Source organism: Streptomyces sp. E2N166 (assembly GCF_003671715.1).
In the GTDB taxonomy this organism is placed as follows: Bacteria; Actinomycetota; Actinomycetes; order Streptomycetales; family Streptomycetaceae; genus Streptomyces; species Streptomyces thinghirensis.
Map to the genome: position 1 here is coordinate 501630 of NZ_RAIF01000031.1, position 17419 is coordinate 519048.

Below are 17419 nucleotides of genomic sequence, written 5' to 3' on the forward strand. Positions count from 1 at the left end.
GCGTCGGAGCGGGCCGGGCCGTGGGCCGCCGGGGCGGGGCCGTCGCGCCCGCCGCGGGCTGGGCGCTCGCCGTGGTCCTGCTCACGACCAGCCGTCCCGAGGGCGACTTCCTCTTCGCGGCCGGCAGCGGCTCGTACCTCTTCCTGCTCGGCGGGATCGCCGTCGCTGTGATGTGCGCCACCCTCACGCCGGTGCGGCAACCGGACGGCGGCGCCGTCCGACTTGGCAAGTGACGTACTACTTCGCCGCGGTGCGGGCGTGCGAGTCCGGTGTGGGTTTCCCCGGCGGTCACGGGATACGCGCGAGAGGTGGCCAGTATGGTGGTGCGCGCCGCCGAGCCGCCCGCTTTCTGGTGTGCCGGGCGGCGGAGCCAACCGGGAGAACCTGCCTTGAGTCGTGAAACTGACAGTTCGTCCTCCGGGCCCCACGGGCGCGGCGGAGCCGCATACCCGTCGGGCACCCCGCCCTACGGGACACCCACGGCTTCCGACGCCGGTGCGGACGCGGGCCGTTCGGCCTCGCGGCCGGAGGAGCGCAAGACCGAGACGACGCTGACGACCCGAATCCGGATCAACATCCCGGGATCGCGGCCCATCCCGCCGGTCGTCGTGCGCAAGCCCGTCGCGGACGCCGAGGGCGCCGCCGGTGACACGGAGACGTCGGCCGAGCGGCCCGCACCGGCACCGAGCGCCGCGGAGCCCGCGGGCGCCGTCGAGGACCCCGCCGAGCCGGGGCAGCCCGCCCGGCCGACGGAGGACAAGCCGGCCAGCGACTGGTTCGCGCCGCGCAAGTCCGGCCCGGCCAAGGGCGCTCAGGGCGGCGGCTCCGCCAACGGCGCCGGTCTGCCCGGGGGTTCCGGTGCGGCGGCCGGTACGCCGGGCACGCCCTCCGCAGGCCCCGCAGGCCCCGCGGGTGCCGCGGGACCGGGTGCCGGTGCTTCCGGTGCCGGTGCGCGGCCGGGCGGCGGGAGTGGCCGTCCCGGTGGCGTCGTCGGCTCCATGAACGTGCTGGGCGGGTCCCGGCCCGGCGCCCCGGGCGGTGCCGGTCTCTCCGGGGCGACGGGCGGACCCGTGGCGCCCGGACACGGTGGCGGCACCGGCTCCTTCGACGTGACCGAGGCGCTGGCTGCCGGACCGCTGGGCAACGGCAACGGCAACGGCACCCGCCCGGGCTCCGACGGCGGCGCCGAACCGCGCCGCGACGACCTGCCGTACTTCTCGGAGAACGGGCAGGGCGACCAGGGACCCGGCCCCCGCAGCGGGCAGAACGGCCCGAACGGGCAGTCCCCGTACGGTGACACCCAGGGACCCGCGGGCGCGACGAGCGGCCCGGTCACCGGCGACAGCCGGCTGACGCCGCCCCCGGTCGGCGATCTCGGCGATCTGGGCCGGCCCAGGACGCCCGGCGGCCCCGGCGCGCCCAGCGGACAGCGCGGGCCCGCACCGAACGGCCTGGGCGGTCCGGGTGGTCCCGGTGGTCCTGGCGATCCCGGCCCGGGTGGTCCTGGCGGTCCTGGCGGTCCCGGTGGGCCGGGTGGTCCCGCTGGCCCGGGCAGGCTGCAGGGCCCCGGCCCCGGCCCCGGCGCCGACGCCACCCGTCTCGGCCCCGGCGGCGGGCTCAGCGACGACACCGCGATCCTCACCCCGCAGAAGCCGGCCCCCGGGCCGGGCGCTCCCGGCTACGGCAACCCGGACAACGTCTCCGGGAACACCGTCACCAGCGGCATCCCCGTCGTGCCGACCGACCGGAACGCGCCGTTCCAGGGCGCGTCCGCCGACGGACCGCTGCCGCACACGCCCCCGAAGCTGCCCGAGCCGGTCTCCGCGCCCCCGGCCGGCTCCGCCAAGCCGGCCAAGAAGAAGGGCCGCGGGAAGCTCCCGCTGCTCGTCGGCGGCCTGGTCTTCGTCGCCGGTGTCACCTACGGCGCCGGCCTGCTCATGAACCGTTCCGACGTGCCGAAGGGCACCACCGTGCTCGGCGTCGACATCGGCGGCGGCACGCGCGACGACGCCGTCGAGAAGCTGGACGACGTCCTCTCCGCCCGCGCGAGCAAGCCGCTCAAGCTCACGGTCGGCGGCGAGACGGTCTCCCTGAAGCCGGACCAGGCGGGGCTCCAGCTGGACACGCAGGCCACGGCCAGCGCGGCGGCGAAGAGCGACTACAACCCGATGTCCGTGTTCGGCTCCCTCCTCGGCCAGCAGCGTGTCGTCGACCCCGTCATGCCCGTCGACGAGGAGAAGCTGCACGCCGCTCTGGAGGACGCCGCCGGCGGGGCCGGATCGGTGACCGAGGGCACCGTGAAGTTCGAGTCCGGCAAGGCCGTCCCCGTGTACGGCAAGGCCGGCAAGGGCATCGACGTCGCCAAATCGACCGAGGCCGTGCAGGAGGCGTACCGCGCCCAGGTGGAGACGGGCACCGCCACCCCGGTGAACGTGCCGACGACCACCCAGCAGCCCACGGTCTCCAAGGCCGAGGTCGACCGGATCATGAAGGAGTTCGCCGAGCCGGCGATGTCGGCGAAGGTGACCGTGCGGACCGACGCCGCGCACTCCATCCTGATGAGCCCGGAGAAGTCGCTGTGGAAGTTCCTCCGGGTCACGGCAGTCAACGGCAAACTCGTCGACAAGCCCGACCTCAACGCCCTGAAGGAACTGTACGGCGGGACGTTCGACGGCGTGCTCATCACCCGCGCCAACGGTGAGAAGACGCCCGTCACCCCCGAGGACGTCTACGGCGCCCTGCGCCAGGCCCTGAAGAGCGAGACCGACCGCGTGGCGGTCATCGAGACCGACCCCAGCTGACGACGCCACTCCACGAGGGGGCGCCCGGCACTCGCCGGACGCCCCCTCGCGGCCTCAGTTGAGCATGGCGCGAGCCGTCCGCGCCTCCCCCCGGACCTGCTCCGCGACCGCCTCGTCCACCGCTCCCACAACCTCCGCGTACGCCTCCAACTCCCCGGCCCCCGCCGAGAACTCCCCCCGCTGCACCAGCAACCGGGCCCGCTCGTACCGCAGCCGCGCCGCATGCGCGGGCAGCAGCAACGCCAGATCGAGTGCCCACAGCCCGACATCCGACCGTTCGGGCCGGGCCGCCGCCCACGCCCGGATGTTGTTCAGGATGCGCGACACCACCTCCAACGGCGCCGCGGGCTCCAGCATCGACGGACGCAGGGCGGCCCCCGTCACCCCCGCCACCAGCACCTCCGCGTCGTTCCCGCTGAGCAGCCGGCCCCCGTCGAACGGATCGGCGAGCACCCGTCCCTCCTCCGGTCCGGACTCCGCCCCGAACCCGACCACGAAGTGCCCCGGCAGCGCGACCCCGTACACCGGCGCCCCCGCCCGCCGGGCCACCTCCAGCCACACCACCGACAGCATGATCGGCAGCCCGCGCCAGCGCCGCAGCACCTCGTGCAGCAACGACGACTCAAGCCGCTGGTAGTCCGCGGCGACCCCGTGGAAGCCGTACCGCTCGCCGAGCAGGTCCCGCAGCGCCGCCGCCCAGGCCGACGGCGACCCCGGCCGGAACGGCAGCTGTCCGGCCAGCCGGTCGAGCTCCATCTGCGCGGCGTCCAGCCCCGCCTCGTCCAGCGACCCGTCCGCCTCCGCGCCCACCAGCAGGCACAGCGTGGCCAGGTCGGGCCGCTCGGAGCGTGCCTCTTCGGCGAACCGCCGTCGCAGCTCGGCGGAGCGATCCGGCGACGGGGGATGCGGAGAACGTGGGTGACGCATAGCTTGCTCGTGCCCTTCCACGGCGATCGGTTACCGGTCCGTCCCGGCGCTCGCGGGCTCCCGGTAGTGGTGATACGCGTGATGCGCCGCGAAGCCCATCCCGGCGTACAGCGCCCGCGCCCCCGCGTTGTCCGTCTCGACCTGGAGCCACGCCGCCGACGCGCCCTCCTCGAGCGCCCGCCGGGCCAGCGCGGCCATCACGGCGGTCGCCAGCCCCCGGCGCCGCTGCGCGGGGTCGACCTCGACGGCCCCGAAGGAGACCCACCGGCCGTCCACGACACACCGCCCGATCGCCGCCGGGGCTGCCGCGTCCGCACCGGGCACCGTCGCGAACCACACGGACGGTCCTCCCCCACGCTCGGCCTCGCTCGCGCGGGGGGACCCCCGGCCCAGGACCCGCAGGGCCACCTCGCTCACGCCCTTGCGCTGGTATCGCGCCAGCCACGCCTCGTCCGCCTCCCGGGACAGGACCACGCCGGTCCCCTCCGACAGGTCGGCGACCTGCGCCACCCCGCCGGTCCACACCTCGGCCGTCACCTCCCGTACCCAGCCCCGCCGCTCCAGCTCCGCGCACAGCGGCTCCTGCGTGCCCTCGGCCCCGGTGGCGGTCTGGACGTACGCGGGCAGACCCCGTTCGGCGTACCAGCGTCGTACGGCGGTCAGCGCCTCGTCCAGCGGCAGCCCCGGATCGCCGAGGGGGAGCACGGAGTTGGCCCGCCGTGTGAACCCGGCGGCCGCCCGAAGCTCCCACTCACCGAGCCGCTCGCTCTCCACCGGCCGCCAGGCCCGCGCGGCCACTCGCGCCAGCTCCTCGTACGAGGCGGCGGGACCGCGCCGCCGCGCCGGCGCCGACGGCACGACCTTGCCCGCGACCAGCGCGGACTCCGGGACACGGACCGACTCGCCATTCTTCCGTGTGATCCGCAGCACACCGTTGTCCCATGATGTGAGAACACCCACCGTGTCGGTGAACTTCTCACCCGCGACACCCGGTTCGCTCAAGCGCCGCACGGAGACTCGTTTGCCCACGTCAGCAACGGTGATACGGACCTCAAGGCGCCCTGCGGCAGAGATTTCCACGGGTCGGTTCACCCCTCCTGTTCGGATCATGCCCAAGAACGGAGATACTAGGGGCGGGCATCGACGACGCCGCGCTCCCGCGCGCCAGGCGGCGGAGCCTGAGGAGGCCCGCCAGCGCCCAATCGAGGAGGAACGACAGCGTGACCTACGTCATCGCGCAGCCTTGTGTCGACGTGAAGGACAAGGCGTGCATCGAGGAGTGCCCGGTCGACTGCATCTACGAGGGCCAGCGGTCCTTGTACATCCACCCGGACGAATGCGTCGACTGTGGTGCCTGTGAGCCGGTCTGCCCGGTCGAGGCGATCTTCTACGAGGACGACACTCCGGAGGAGTGGAAGGACTACTACAAGGCGAACGTCGAGTTCTTCGACGAGCTCGGCTCGCCCGGCGGCGCCAGCAAGCTGGGGCTGATCGAGCGCGACCATCCCTTCGTCGCCGCGCTGCCGCCGCAGAACCAGTAGGAGCGGCCCGCGCCGCGCCGCCTCGGTCCCGTACGGCTGATCGCCCCCGATCGGTGCCGTACGGGACCGAGGCGTTTCGCCCTGGAACCGCACAGGCAGCACCGGCCGCACCGAAGAAAGTGAGCCAGTAACCGTGTCCGCAGTCTCCGACCGCCTTCCGGCCTTCCCCTGGGACAGGCTGGGGCCGTACAAGAAGACGGCCGCCGCGCATCCGGACGGCATCGTCGACCTCTCCGTCGGCACCCCGGTCGACCCGGTCCCCGAGCTGATCCGGAAAGCCCTGATCGACGCGGCGGACTCCCCGGGCTACCCGACCGTCTGGGGCACCCCGGCACTGCGCGACGCGATCACCGGCTGGGTCGGGCGCCGCCTCGGCGCCCGCGACGTCACCCACCGCCACGTCCTGCCCGTCGTCGGTTCCAAGGAACTCGTCGCCTGGCTCCCCACCCAGCTGGGCCTCGGCCCCGGCGACCGGGTGGCGTTCCCGCGCCTGGCCTACCCGACGTACGAGGTCGGCGCGCGCCTGGCCCGCGCGGAGTACGAGGCGTACGACGATCCGACGGAGCTGGACCCGACGGGCCTGAAGCTCCTCTGGCTCAACTCCCCGTCCAACCCCACCGGCAGGGTCCTGTCGCGGGCCGACCTGACCCGCGTCGTGGCCTGGGCCCGTGGGCACGGCATCCTCGTCGTCTCCGACGAGTGCTACCTGGAGCTGGGGTGGGAGGCCGACCCGGTCTCCGTCCTGCACCCGGACGTCAACGGCGGCTCCTACGACGGCCTGGTGGCCGTCCACTCGCTCTCCAAGCGCTCCAACCTCGCCGGCTACCGCGCGGCCTTCCTGGCGGGCGACCCGGCCGTCCTGGGGCCCCTCCTGGAGATCCGCAAGCACGGCGGCATGATGACGTCCGCGCCGACCCAGGCGGCCGTGGTGGCGGCCCTCGGCGACGACGAGCACGTCCGCGTCCAGCGCGAGCGCTACGCGGCCCGCCGCACGGCCCTGCGCGAGGCGCTCCTCGGCCACGGCTTCCGCATCGAGCACAGCGAGGCCAGCCTCTATCTCTGGGCCACCCGCGACGAGTCATGCTGGGACACGGTGGCCCACCTGGCCGAGCGCGGCATCCTGGCGGCTCCCGGCGACTTCTACGGCCCGGCCGGCGCGAACTTCGTCCGCGTAGCCCTCACGGCCACGGACGAGCGCGTCCGCGCGGCGGTGGAGCGCCTGACGGCCTGACGGGCCTGACCGGTGTCGGGCACCGGTCGGCGCACGTCTGCCGGCCGGCGCACGCCCGCCGCGTCGATTAGGCACGCGAAACGCCGGGACCCAGGAAGCGAATCCTGGGCCCCGGCGCCGTACGAGCGGGGGTGCGGCAGCCGTCAGCCGAGCGGCAGCCCCTGCACCGGCAGCGAACCGGTGGCCGGCAGCCCGCCCTTGCCCAGCGCGTCCGTCGGCAGCCCGCCCTCGGTGGCGGTCCCCGCGGTGTCCCCGACGATCTCCCCGGCGGAGCCCGCCGCGTCCCCGGCGGTCTTCTGGGCCACCGGGGTGGTCTTCTTGACGACCGAGCCGCCGGTCTTGCCCGCGGCCGGCACGGTCTTCTTGACGGCCTTGCCGCCGGTGTCGCCGGCGGTCTCGGTGACGTTCTGTGCCGCGGCGTCCACGGTGTTGCCGACGTTCGCCCCGTCCAGGGCGGTCAGTCCCCCGAGGTTCGGGGTGGCGGGCAGTTCGGGAGCCGCGCTGGCGGAGCCGGCCGCACCGACCCCGGCAGCCGCTCCCGCAGCGACGAGCAGCGCGGCACGGGCGATCCGGCGGGTCAGGGGGAGGGACATGATGCTCCTTCGACGGAAGTCAGTGATGAGTAATCCGACCGTGCCCGGCGAGTGATCGACCGGGCTCGGACGCAGTGACTACCGCTCGAAGGCCACGAAGGTTGCGGCGGCACAAAGTAAAGAGTTGGTAATGTGTCGCATTATCAGGTGCACAGAAAAACGGGCAAAAGGGCGCCGGTCGGAAAGTCTGCCGAATCCTTACAGCCCTTGTTGTTCCCGGGCTCCGGAGGATGCGCGAGTGATGACCGGAAAACCCGCGCACCGCGTCGACCCGACGCCGGTGCGGGTAACTCCCAGGAGTGACGGCCCGTACGGGCGAGCGCTACCGCGCGGAGGTGATGCGGACGGCTCCCGCGGCCCGCTCGGCGCCGCCGGTGCCGCCCGGCTCCGCCGGACGCCACTTGTTGTCGGTGCTTCCCGCGGTCCACTCCCGGCCCGCGTAGGAGACCCGTTCGATGCGCAGCGAGGTGGCGTTGGCCACCGCCCAGTGCGCCAGCTGCCAGCCGCGCTGACCGAGGCGCTCCTGCGCACCCGAGCCGGTCACGGGCAGCGTCACGGTACGGCCGTCGGAGCCGCCCGTGGCGCCCGCGCCGCCCGTGCCCCGTGCGGGCGAGGCGGTGGGCGTCGCGGAGGCGCCGTCCACGGCTGCTCCGGCCGACCGGAGCACGTCCTGCCCGAAGTCCCGTACGAGCGCCGCGCGAACCGCGTCCGGACCCTGGGCCCGGGCCGCACCGGGGCGTCCCTCGCAGGTCAGCGTCGCCGCGGACCGTCCGGTCAGCGCGGCGGCGAGCAGCCTGGCGTCCGTCTCGTGCTTGGCGTAGGCCTCCGGGAAGCCGCTGCGCTGCACGCGCTGGGCGGCGACGGTCAGCGGGAGGCGGGTGTAGCCGGGCACCTCGACCAGCTCGTCGTAGAACTTGGCCGCCGAGTAGGCCGGGTCCATGATCTCCTTCGGGGTGCCCCAGCCCTGGGAGGGGCGCTGCTGGAACAGACCGAGCGAGTCGCGGTCGCCGTAGTCGATGTTGCGCAGCGCCGACTCCTGCAGCGCGGTCGCCAGCGCGATCGTCACCGCCCGCTCCGGCAGGTCGCGCGCGGTGCCCACGGCGGTGATCGTCGCCGCGTTCACCGCCTGCTCCGGCGTGAACTCGTAGGCCGTCCGGTCGTCCTCGGCCGAGACGACCTCGCAGCCCGGGGCGCCCCCGGTGACGTACTGCACCGTGAGGTACCCGGCGACCGCGAGCAGGACCACGAAGGCCGCGCCGGAACGCAGAAGGCGGCCATGGCGTTTGCGGGATGGCGACGGCTGAAGCACGCGTACAAGGTACTGGAGGGTAGGGAGTGGTGTCCGCCGGGTACGGACAGTGCCTGAAAGAGCAGGGGCGTTAGGGTCGGGGCCATGGCCGATACCCCGCTTGACCTCACGCTGGACGCCGCGGAGCTCACCGCGCGGCTCGTCGACTTCCCCTCCGAGAGCGGCACCGAGGAGCCGCTCGCGGACGCGATCGAGAGCGCCCTGCGCGCCCTGCCGCACCTGTCGGTCGAGCGGTACGGCAACAACGTGGTGGCCCGTACGGAATTGGGCCGGGCGGAGCGCGTGATCCTGGCCGGCCACATCGACACCGTCCCGATCGCCGGCAACGTCCCGTCCCGGCTCGACGAGGACGGCGTCCTGTGGGGCTGCGGCACCTGCGACATGAAGGCGGGCGTCGCGGTCCAGCTGCGCATCGCGGCGACCGTCCCGGCCCCCAACCGCGACCTGACCTTCGTCTTCTACGACAACGAGGAGGTCGCCGCCGAGCTGAACGGCCTCAAGCACGTCGCCGAGGCCCACCCCGAGTGGCTGGAGGGCGACTTCGCGGTGCTTCTCGAACCGTCGGACGGCCAGGTGGAGGGCGGTTGCCAGGGCACGCTGCGGGTGCTGCTGAGGACGACGGGGGAGCGGGCGCACTCAGCGCGCTCCTGGATGGGCTCCAACGCCATCCACGCCGCCGCCCCGATCCTCGCGCGCCTGGCGGCCTACGAGCCCCGCTACCCGGTCATCGACGGCCTGGAGTACCGCGAGGGCCTGAACGCGGTCGGCGTCACGGGCGGGGTCGCGGGCAACGTCATCCCCGACGAGTGCGTGGTCACGGTCAACTTCCGCTACGCCCCGGACCGCACCCCCGAGGAGGCCCTCGCCCACGTGCGGGAGGTCTTCGCGGACTGCGGGGTGGCGGAGTTCGTGGTCGACGACCACAGCGGCGCGGCCCTGCCGGGGCTCTCCCACCCGGCCGCGGCGGCCTTCATCGAGGCGGTGGGCGGCACCCCGCGGCCCAAGTACGGCTGGACGGATGTGTCGCGCTTCTCCGCACTGGGCGTCCCCGCGGTCAACTACGGCCCGGGCAACCCGCACTTGGCGCACAAGCGCGACGAGCGGGTCGAGACGGCGAAGATCCTCGCGGGGGAGGAGCGCCTGCGGTCCTGGCTGACCGCGTGATCCACACCGGGTTTACGCCGCTGCGTGACGGACATGCTCAGGTCCCTCGTACGTAACCCGCGTAGATCTACGCTGAGGTGGAAGAACCTGCAACTGGAGGGAGCGCGCATGGCTACCGGCAACCCCGAGGGCAAGAGGCGGCCACCGGAGGAGCAGCGCCTGGGCCCTGTCCTCCGGCGGCGGGGTCAGGTGCAGAAGAGCACCACGGACCAGCGCCTGCTGGACGAACGTGCCCCGACCGACTGGGTCCACACCGACCCCTGGCGCGTCCTGCGCATCCAGTCGGAGTTCATCGAGGGCTTCGGCACCCTCGCCGAACTGCCGCCCGCGATCAGTGTCTTCGGCTCCGCCCGTACGGCGGCGGACTCACCGGAGTACGAGGCGGGCGTGCGGCTCGGCCGCGGCCTGGTGGAGGCCGGCTTCGCGGTCATCACCGGCGGCGGGCCCGGCGCCATGGAAGCGGCCAACAAGGGCGCCCTGGAGGCGCAGGGCACGTCGGTCGGCCTCGGCATCGAGCTGCCCTTCGAGCAGGGACTCAACCCGTACGTCGACATCGGCCTGAACTTCCGGTACTTCTTCGTCCGCAAGATGATGTTCGTGAAGTACGCGCAGGGTTTCGTGGTCCTGCCCGGCGGCCTCGGCACCCTCGACGAACTCTTCGAGGCACTCACCCTGGTGCAGACCCAGAAGGTGACCCGCTTCCCCATCGTCCTGTTCGGCTCCGAGTACTGGGGCGGCCTGGTCGACTGGCTCCGCGGCACCCTGGTCGCCCAGGGCAAGGCCGCGGAGAAGGACCTCCTGCTCTTCCACGTCACGGACGACGTGGACGAGGCGGTCGCCCTGGTCTCCAAGGAGGCGGGGCGGTAGGCACGGGCCGGCAGCGCCAGGGGGCGAAGCCCCCTGGCGCCCGAGCCGGTGCCTAGGCCAGTCCCCGCCTGGCGACGGCGGGCTCCCGGTGTCCCGCGATGGTCGCGACCATGTCCAGCACCTGCCGCGTCTCCGCCACCTCGTGCACCCGGTACACCCGCGCCCCCAGCCACGCCGACACCGCCGTCGTCGCCAGCGTCCCCAGCACCCGCTCCTTCACGGGCCGGTCCAGCGTCTCCCCGACGAAGTCCTTGTTGGACAGGGACACCAGCACCGGCCACCCCGTGTCCACCATCTCCCCGAGCCGCCGCGTCGCCTCCAGGCTGTGCCGGGTGTTCTTCCCGAAGTCGTGGCCGGGATCGATCAGCACCGACTCCCGCGGCACCCCCAGCGCCACCGCCCGCTCGGCCAGCCCCAGCGTCACCTTCAGGATGTCGGCCATGACGTCGTCGTACGTCACCCGGTGCGGCCGGGTCCGCGGCTCGGCGCCGCCGGCGTGTGTGCACACCAGCCCCACCCCGTACCGCGCGGCGACCTCCGCGAGCTTCGGGTCGACGCCGCCCCACGCGTCGTTCAGCACGTCGGCCCCCACCTCGCACACGGCCTCGCCCACCTCGTGCCGCCAGGTGTCCACGCTGATCACGACGTCCGGGAACCGCCGCCGCACCTCCGCGACGAACCCCACCGTCCGCCGCGCCTCCTCCTCGGCCGACACCTCGTCCCCGGGCCCGGCCTTCACTCCGCCGATGTCGATGATCGCGGCGCCCTCGGCCACCGCCTGCTCCACACGCGCGAGGGCGGGCTCGTCGCGGAAGGTCGCCCCCTGGTCGTAGAAGGAGTCCGGGGTCCGGTTCACGATCGCCATGATCACCGGCTCGTGCGCCGTGAATTCACGCCTGCCCAGCCTGAGCATCCCCTGTGACATCTCCTCGTCCATACCGTTCTCACGTTCCGCCGAATCGACCTCGGGGCGGCCTTCGACCGCCTGCGGCCCCGACTGTCAGACTCGCATGGCACGATCGGACCCGACACAACCGACTCCGACTCGGAACCTGGTTCCGACTCCGATCCAAGCAGCCACGCGATCCGTCGAATCCTCGAACCCACGCGATCGCCGCGCTCGACCCGACCATGGGGGCCTCAGCGATGGTCATGTTCCTCTTCCTCGTCGTCGCGCTGGCCGTCGTGGTCGCCGCGGTGACGCTCGCCGTGGTGAGCGGCGGCGACAGCGGGCCGTTGCCCGACGCCGCCCCCGAGCGACTGCGGGACTCCCTGCCCCCGGACCGCCCGGTGGGCCGCGCGGACGTGGAACGCCTCCGCTTCCCGCTCGCCGCCCGCGGCTACCGCATGGCGGACGTCGACGACGCCCTCGGCCGCCTCGGCGCCGAGCTGGCCGAGCGCGACGCCCGCATCGCCGACCTGGAGTCCGCGCTGGCCGGCGCCCGGGCCGCCGGCGCCCACCAGCACGTCTCCATGGAGAAGCCGGCCCAGGAGGAGCAGCGGTGAGCGCCGGGGAGGCCGTCGCCGGACCGGACGGCGCGCCGCGCTGCCCCTGGGCCCTGTCCACCGCGGACTACGTGACGTACCACGACGAGGAATGGGGCCGCCCGGTACACGGCGACGACGCCCTGTACGAACGCCTCAGCCTGGAGGCCTTCCAGTCCGGCCTGTCCTGGATCACCATCCTGCGCCGCCGTCCCGGCTTCCGCGCCGCCTTCGCCGGCTTCGAGATCGCCGAGGTGGCGGCCTTCACCGATGAGGACCGCGAACGCCTGCTCGCCGACGCGGGCATCATCCGGAACCGAGCCAAGATCGACGCGACCCTCGCCAACGCCCGGGTGCTGGCCGAGTGGGCCCCCGGTGAGCTGGACGAGCTGATCTGGTCGCACGCCCCGGACCCGGACGGGCGCCCGGTACCGAAGACCCTCGCCGACGTCCCGGCCGTCACACCGGAGTCCACTGCGCTGTCCAAGGCCCTGAAGAAGCGGGGCCTGCGCTTCGTCGGCCCGACGACGGCCTACGCGCTGATGCAGGCGTGCGGACTGGTCGACGACCACCTGGAATCCTGCGTGGCGCGCGAGAGCCTGTCCGGCACCCCCTCCGGGGGAGTCTGAGGACGAGGCCGTCCAGGCCGGAGCGGGGGCCGCGGACGGCAGCCCCCGGGGACGGCCACCGCGGCCGACGAGCACTGGCTCACTTGCCCAGGTAGCGCGGCTTCTCCTTGTTGACGAACGCCCGCACCGCGATCGCGTGGTCCTCCGAGGAACCCGCCCGGGACTGCAGTTCGTCCTCCTTGTCCAGCGTCTCGGAGAGCGAGTGCGTCAGTCCGTACGCCACCGCCTCCTTCAGCGCCGCGTACGCCACCGTCGGCCCCTCCGCCAGTGCCCGCGCCGTCTGCTCGGCCTCGGCGCGCAGGTCGGCGGCGGGTACGACCCGGTTGGCGATGCCCAGTTCGTACGCCTCCCGGGCGCCGATGCTGCGCGGGAAGAACAGCAGGTCGGCGGCGCGTCCGGGGCCGACGACCCGCGGCAGCGTCCAGGAGACGCCCGAGTCGGCGGTGAGCGCGACCCCGGCGAAGGACGTGTTGAAGGCCGCCGTGTCCGCGACGATCCGGTAGTCCGCCGCGAGCGCGAAGCCGAAGCCCGCCCCGGCCGCCACGCCGTTCACGGCGGCGACCACCGGCTTCCCGGCCTCGGTGAGCGCCCGCACGATCGGGTTGTAGTGCTCGCTGACCGTGCTCATGGTCTGGCCCGAGCCCGTTTCCCGGTCGGAGGCCAGCAGCCCGATGTGCTCCTTGAGGTCCTGGCCCACGCAGAACGCCCGCTCCCCGGCCGCGGTCAGCAGGACCGCCCGTACGGCGTCGTCCCCCGCCGCGGAGCGCACCGCCTCCCTGAGCGCGACCTTGGTCTCGATGTTCAGCGCGTTCATCGCCTCGGGGCGGTTCAGCGTGATCGTCGCGAGCCCGTCGCTCACCTCGTAGAGCACGGTGTCGGCCATGGGTTCCCCTCCGCGTCGTCGTACGTGTGGGTCGTACGTGTGGGTCGGACGTCTGTGTCCGGGACACAGCATGACGGAGATCACCGGCAACGGATCGCTCGGGAGATGTGACCTGCGTCAAAGAATTCCGGTCCGTATCCATTCGGCGGAAGTGGTCGGGGGCGCGCAGTATCGCAGTCACATCGCCGAATTGAGTGGTTTTGCTCGCGCGCGTTGCCCAAGCGATGCCGACCGATGTTGGTCATCGGGTCCTGGGATGCGGGATAATGGCTGGGAAGCAATGTGTTCGATGCCGGTGTCGCGCGTCCATGCCGGACTGCGCGTGCCCTCACGGGCCGTCGGCGGTGACGGTGAGCTGGTATCAGGAAGGGGAACGAGCATGGCGGCCATGAAGCCGCGGACGGGCGATGGCCCGCTCGAGGTGACCAAGGAGGGGCGGGGCATCGTCATGCGCGTTCCGCTCGAAGGCGGCGGTCGACTCGTCGTCGAGCTGACCCCCGACGAGGCCGACGCGCTCGGCGACGCCCTCAAGAAGGTCGTCGGCTGACGAGCGAGCGACCATATCCGTTCAGTCGCCCCGGTACCGGACACGGTGCCGGGGTGATTGTTTTTCTTTTTTCACGTGAGATCACGGGTTTTTCCCATGGGCCCTCGGGCCGGTCGTTCACCGTTTGACGGCACACAGCAGTCCGTCGCCCACCGGCAGCAGCGAGGGCACCAGCTCCTGGCTCTCGCGCACCGCGCGCAGTACTTCCCGCAGCCGCAGCACCTCGGTGGGCTGCGGTCCGGAGTCGATCGTCCGGCCGGCGCCGAAGACGCCCTCGAAGGCGACGAGACCTCCGGAGCGCAGCAGGCGCAACGATTCAGCGAGGTAGTCCAGGTACTCCAGGCGGTCGCCGTCGCAGAAGACCAGGTCGTAACCGGCGTCCGCGAGCCGGGGCAGGACGTCCAGGGCGCGGCCCGGAATGAAGCGGGCCCGGTTGCTGGCGAAGCCCGCGGCCCGGAAGGCCTGGCGGGCGAACTGCTGGTGCTCCGGCTCCGGGTCGACCGTGGTCAGTACCCCGTCCGGCCGCATGCCGTGCAGCAGATGGATCCCGGAGACGCCGCAGCCGGTGCCGATCTCCGCGACGGCCTTGGCGTCCACGGCGGCGGCGAGCAATCCCAGCGCGGAGCCCGTGCCCGGAGTCACCGAACGCAGGCCCGCCTCCCGGGCCCGGTCGCGTGCCCAGAGCAGCGCGTCGTCCTCGGCGACATAGGCGTCGGCGAACGCCCAGCTCGTCTGCCGGTTGCCGGTAATGACCCTCTCCTGTCCCCGTCGTTGCCTCGGCGTGACTGTATCCGTTGGCGTCGGGAACCCGCAGATGGGACCGGTCGTTTAAAGGGGAGAGCAAAGAGACGACCGAGCGGCCGGGGCTTCGACGGGGGTGGCGGATGGACCAGGGTGCCCAGCAAGTGCTGACGCAGCCGTACGAGCCGTGCCGACCCAGATCAAATTCTCGTAAAACCGCTTATCCGGAGCTAACGGGCGAGGTGGCTATGGTAGGGGCTCCACTGGACACCACCAGAGCCGACAGGGGAGGTGCGGCCGCACCCGCGGATCGGGGAGGAGTGCTGCGGCGCTTCCTCGGATCTGCAAGCAGGCCGAAATCCGTGAACGACACCGCTGCTGACCACAGCCACGCGAACGGTCCCACCACGGGACACGCCCACACCGCGACCTTCTCCAGCGACGCGGACGGGCAGGCGTGGACTCCGCCCACCTGGGAGGAGATCGTCAGCACCCACAGCGGCCGGGTCTACCGCCTCGCCTACCGCCTCACCGGCAACCAGCACGACGCCGAGGACCTCACCCAGGAGGTCTTCGTCCGCGTCTTCAGGTCGCTGTCGACCTACACGCCGGGCACCTTCGAGGGCTGGCTGCACCGCATCACCACCAATCTCTTCCTGGACATGGTCCGCCGCAAGCAGCGCATCCGCTTCGACGCGCTCGGCGACGACGCGGCCGAGCGGCTGCCCAGCAAGGAGCCCAACCCGCAGCAGGTCTTCCACGACGCCCACTTCGACGCGGACGTCCAGCAGGCGCTGGACACCCTCGCGCCCGAGTTCCGCGCCGCCGTGGTCCTGTGCGACATCGAGGGGCTGTCGTACGAGGAGATCGCAGCGACCCTCGGCGTCAAGCTCGGTACGGTCCGCTCCCGGATCCACCGCGGCCGCTCCCAGCTGCGCAAGGCACTCGCGCACCGGTCTCCCAAGGCGCGTGCCGAGCGTCGCTCGTTCGCGGCCCGTGTTCCCGCACTGGGAGGAGGGGGCACGAGCACGTGAGTGGATCACGGCCGGAATCCGAGGGACACCTCGCAGAGCAGCATCTGGGAGACCGACTCTCCGCCCTGGTGGACGGAGAGCTCGGTCACGACACGCGTGAGCGTGTACTGGCGCACGTGGCCACCTGCCCGAAGTGCAAGGCGGAGGTGGACGCGCAGCGCCGCCTGAAGAACGTCTTCGCGAAAGCGGCACCGCCGGCCCCGTCCGAGAGCTTCCTGGCCCGTCTCCAGGGGCTTCCCGGGGGCGGTGACACGGACGGCGGCGGCTCGCCGCTGGGCGGCGGAGGATTCGCCGGTGGCCTCGACGGGGTCTTCGGAACGAAGCGCGGCGAGCGGTTCGAGTTCGACTACGTGCCAGCACGGCCGCACTCCGCCGTGCTGTCGCCCGCCTCGCCGGGGAGGGGCTTCCGGATCCACGACGTGAGCCGGCACGAGTCCGAGCGGTCGTCCTCGCGCGGCCTGCGGTTCGCCTGCGCGGCCGCCGGCGCGGTGTCGCTGGCCGCGATCGCGCTGGGCGGTGTAACCGTCGGCACGCCGGACACCACGGCGGAGGCCCGCGGCTCCGGCAGCGGCAGCAACGTGACGCCGATGCGCACCCAGGGCGCGGGAGCGGTCACTGGCTCAGAGAACCAGCGCCGCCGCGGTCCGCTGCTCGGGCAGGTCCAGGGGCAGCGGGTGCTCGGCGACACCCCGGTCGCCCCGACCACGATGTCCGCGCCGCTGCTGCCCGGGCTGCCCGCCCCCACCGGCGCCGATCCGCGGCAGCAGGCCGCGCGTGAGCTGACGACGCCGGTCACGGCCGGTGCCGCCGCCGTGTCCCCGCTGATACGTCCGTTCGAAGCCGTTCCGCCGCTGGCACTGTCCTCCTGGTCGACAGTCCCCGAAGTCAGGCCGCCAGGGCTGTTCGCCGCGCCCGTCCCCGACCCGGTCCCGTCCCCCGCCGCCTCCCACCGTCCGGCTCCCTGACCGGAATCTGCGCGCCGGCCCGGGAACCTGATTGAATCTCGGGTGGCACCAGAGCCCTTGGAGCCGACGATCTGCGGCCAGCTGCGGGGGAGAACATGAACGAGGGGAAGCCCACGAAGGCGAAGTGGTGGAGTCGTCCCCGCTCGTCCGAGGACGCGACCGACGGCGACTTCGAACTGGAACGCCCTCGCCCGGCCCACACCACCGGCAACGGTGGTGACGTGGCCGGCGGGTCCGGCGGGTCCGGCGGGGGCGACTTCGAACTGGAACGCCCGGTGCCGATCCGCGTGGCCGACGAAGGGGACTACGAACTCGACCGGCCGGTGACCGAGACGGGCGTACCCACGTACGCCGACCCGTACGGGGGCGCGGGCGCCGGTGCGGGTCCGCACGCGGGTGCGGGCGCTGATTCCGGCCGTGTCGACGACGGCGACGGTGACGGCCTGACCGTCGCGCCTGTCGGCGAGCGTCCCAAGCCGCTGCACGACCCCGACCCGTACAGCACCCCGCCGTACGGCGAGCCGGGCCCCTGGGCCCCCGCTCCGCCGGTGCAGCATCCGTCGGCCGCGACGCCGGCGCACGGCACGGTGGCGGCGGGGCTTCCCGCGACCGGCGCGATCGCGGTGCCGCCGCAGGCTCCGCCTCCGGGGGCGATGTCCGCGCCGGCCACGGCGGACGCGCCGCCTCCGGGTGCCGTGCCCG

General features: G+C 73.1%; 18 protein-coding genes and 1 pseudogene. 12 read left to right on the top strand and 7 right to left on the bottom strand.

Annotated features, from left to right (window positions below; all coding sequences use genetic code 11):
• Positions 1 to 233 (top strand): DUF6113 family protein (locus EBH09_RS39210; RefSeq protein ID WP_238697433.1); only part of this gene is annotated, 233 nt, incomplete at its 5' end.
• Between the two features lie 156 nt (positions 234 to 389).
• Complete coding sequence (locus tag EBH09_RS24310; RefSeq protein ID WP_121749056.1) at positions 390 to 2801, top strand: hypothetical protein; 2412 nt, start codon at positions 390 to 392, stop codon at positions 2799 to 2801.
• A 54-nt stretch (positions 2802 to 2855) separates the two neighbouring features.
• Here EBH09_RS24310 and EBH09_RS24315 read toward each other — a convergent pair whose 3' ends face one another.
• Both EBH09_RS24315 and EBH09_RS24320 read right to left on the bottom strand, forming a co-directional pair.
• Positions 2856 to 3728, bottom strand: a complete 873-nt coding sequence (locus tag EBH09_RS24315) for a transglutaminase-like domain-containing protein (RefSeq protein ID WP_121749057.1) — start codon at positions 3726 to 3728, stop codon at positions 2856 to 2858.
• A 30-nt stretch (positions 3729 to 3758) separates the two neighbouring features.
• Complete coding sequence (locus EBH09_RS24320) at positions 3759 to 4808, bottom strand: GNAT family N-acetyltransferase (protein ID WP_121749058.1); 1050 nt, start codon at positions 4806 to 4808, stop codon at positions 3759 to 3761.
• 140 nt (positions 4809 to 4948) lie between these two features.
• Between EBH09_RS24320 and fdxA the strand changes: the two genes are divergently transcribed.
• Both fdxA and EBH09_RS24330 read left to right on the top strand, forming a co-directional pair.
• The gene (fdxA, locus tag EBH09_RS24325) at positions 4949 to 5269 is read left to right on the top strand and encodes a ferredoxin (protein WP_003973842.1); all 321 of its coding nucleotides are present in this window, start codon (positions 4949 to 4951) and stop codon (positions 5267 to 5269) included.
• Between the two features lie 133 nt (positions 5270 to 5402).
• Entirely contained in the window at positions 5403 to 6500 is a 1098-nt protein-coding gene (locus tag EBH09_RS24330) for a bifunctional succinyldiaminopimelate transaminase/glutamate-prephenate aminotransferase (protein WP_121749059.1), read from the top strand.
• A gap of 143 nt (positions 6501 to 6643) precedes the next feature.
• Here the strand turns inward: EBH09_RS24330 and EBH09_RS24335 are convergent, their stop codons facing one another.
• Together EBH09_RS24335 and EBH09_RS24340 are read right to left on the bottom strand one after the other, a co-directional pair.
• The gene (locus EBH09_RS24335) at positions 6644 to 7093 is read right to left on the bottom strand and encodes an ATP-binding protein (protein ID WP_121749060.1); all 450 of its coding nucleotides are present in this window, start codon (positions 7091 to 7093) and stop codon (positions 6644 to 6646) included.
• A gap of 322 nt (positions 7094 to 7415) precedes the next feature.
• Positions 7416 to 8402 carry a heavy metal transporter gene (locus EBH09_RS24340; protein ID WP_121749061.1) on the bottom strand — a complete coding sequence of 329 codons (987 nt, stop codon included), beginning with the start codon at positions 8400 to 8402 and terminating at the stop codon, positions 7416 to 7418.
• An 84-nt stretch (positions 8403 to 8486) separates the two neighbouring features.
• Here EBH09_RS24340 and dapE point away from each other — a divergent pair, with 84 nt between their 5' ends.
• Complete coding sequence (gene dapE, locus EBH09_RS24345) at positions 8487 to 9566, top strand: succinyl-diaminopimelate desuccinylase (protein ID WP_121749062.1); 1080 nt, start codon at positions 8487 to 8489, stop codon at positions 9564 to 9566.
• A 108-nt stretch (positions 9567 to 9674) separates the two neighbouring features.
• The gene (locus tag EBH09_RS24350; protein WP_121749063.1) at positions 9675 to 10433 is read left to right on the top strand and encodes a TIGR00730 family Rossman fold protein; all 759 of its coding nucleotides are present in this window, start codon (positions 9675 to 9677) and stop codon (positions 10431 to 10433) included.
• 52 nt (positions 10434 to 10485) lie between these two features.
• On the opposite strand, the gene folP is transcribed toward EBH09_RS24350, so the two are convergent.
• Complete coding sequence (gene folP, locus EBH09_RS24355; protein ID WP_121749527.1) at positions 10486 to 11346, bottom strand: dihydropteroate synthase; 861 nt, start codon at positions 11344 to 11346, stop codon at positions 10486 to 10488.
• A 233-nt stretch (positions 11347 to 11579) separates the two neighbouring features.
• Between folP and EBH09_RS24360 the strand changes: the two genes are divergently transcribed.
• Entirely contained in the window at positions 11580 to 11939 is a 360-nt protein-coding gene (locus EBH09_RS24360; protein WP_121749064.1) for a DivIVA domain-containing protein, read from the top strand.
• A complete protein-coding gene (locus tag EBH09_RS24365; RefSeq protein WP_121749065.1) occupies positions 11936 to 12547 on the top strand; it encodes a DNA-3-methyladenine glycosylase I in 612 nt (203 codons plus the stop codon). Before EBH09_RS24360 ends, EBH09_RS24365 begins: the two co-directional genes overlap by 4 nt.
• Before the next feature lie 79 nt (positions 12548 to 12626).
• Here the strand turns inward: EBH09_RS24365 and EBH09_RS24370 are convergent, their stop codons facing one another.
• A complete protein-coding gene (locus tag EBH09_RS24370; protein ID WP_121749066.1) occupies positions 12627 to 13430 on the bottom strand; it encodes an enoyl-CoA hydratase-related protein in 804 nt (267 codons plus the stop codon).
• Positions 13431 to 13809: 379 nt separating this feature from the next.
• On the opposite strand from EBH09_RS24370, the gene EBH09_RS24375 reads away from it, so the two are divergent.
• Complete coding sequence (locus tag EBH09_RS24375) at positions 13810 to 13977, top strand: DUF3117 domain-containing protein (RefSeq protein WP_003966491.1); 168 nt, start codon at positions 13810 to 13812, stop codon at positions 13975 to 13977.
• Between the two features lie 117 nt (positions 13978 to 14094).
• On the opposite strand, the gene EBH09_RS24380 is transcribed toward EBH09_RS24375, so the two are convergent.
• On the bottom strand, positions 14095 to 14793 hold the full coding sequence (locus EBH09_RS24380; protein ID WP_274595146.1) for an O-methyltransferase: 699 nt from the start codon (positions 14791 to 14793) through the stop codon (positions 14095 to 14097).
• Between the two features lie 287 nt (positions 14794 to 15080).
• On the opposite strand from EBH09_RS24380, the gene sigE reads away from it, so the two are divergent.
• From sigE to EBH09_RS24395, 3 genes and pseudogenes are all read left to right on the top strand, one after another.
• Entirely contained in the window at positions 15081 to 15752 is a 672-nt protein-coding gene (gene sigE, locus EBH09_RS24385) for an RNA polymerase sigma factor SigE (protein WP_121749068.1), read from the top strand.
• Complete coding sequence (locus EBH09_RS24390) at positions 15749 to 16717, top strand: zf-HC2 domain-containing protein (RefSeq protein WP_121749069.1); 969 nt, start codon at positions 15749 to 15751, stop codon at positions 16715 to 16717. The genes sigE and EBH09_RS24390 overlap by 4 nt, the downstream gene beginning before the upstream one ends.
• Before the next feature lie 95 nt (positions 16718 to 16812).
• Positions 16813 to 17419: pseudogene (locus tag EBH09_RS24395) on the top strand (protease); the annotation flags it as partial.

What these genes read in the sequence shown, in the direction of transcription:
- folP (WP_121749527.1), bottom strand. Translation starts at nt 11,346, where the DNA reads ATGCTCAGGCTGGGCAGGCGTGAATTCACGGCGCACGAGCCGGTGATC.
- dapE (WP_121749062.1), top strand. Translation starts at nt 8,487, where the DNA reads ATGGCCGATACCCCGCTTGACCTCACGCTGGACGCCGCGGAGCTCACC.
- EBH09_RS24350 (WP_121749063.1), top strand. Translation starts at nt 9,675, where the DNA reads ATGGCTACCGGCAACCCCGAGGGCAAGAGGCGGCCACCGGAGGAGCAG.
- EBH09_RS24360 (WP_121749064.1), top strand. Translation starts at nt 11,580, where the DNA reads ATGGTCATGTTCCTCTTCCTCGTCGTCGCGCTGGCCGTCGTGGTCGCC.
- EBH09_RS24375 (WP_003966491.1), top strand. Translation starts at nt 13,810, where the DNA reads ATGGCGGCCATGAAGCCGCGGACGGGCGATGGCCCGCTCGAGGTGACC.
- EBH09_RS24370 (WP_121749066.1), bottom strand. Translation starts at nt 13,430, where the DNA reads ATGGCCGACACCGTGCTCTACGAGGTGAGCGACGGGCTCGCGACGATC.
- EBH09_RS24335 (WP_121749060.1), bottom strand. Translation starts at nt 7,093, where the DNA reads ATGTCCCTCCCCCTGACCCGCCGGATCGCCCGTGCCGCGCTGCTCGTC.
- EBH09_RS24315 (WP_121749057.1), bottom strand. Translation starts at nt 3,728, where the DNA reads ATGCGTCACCCACGTTCTCCGCATCCCCCGTCGCCGGATCGCTCCGCC.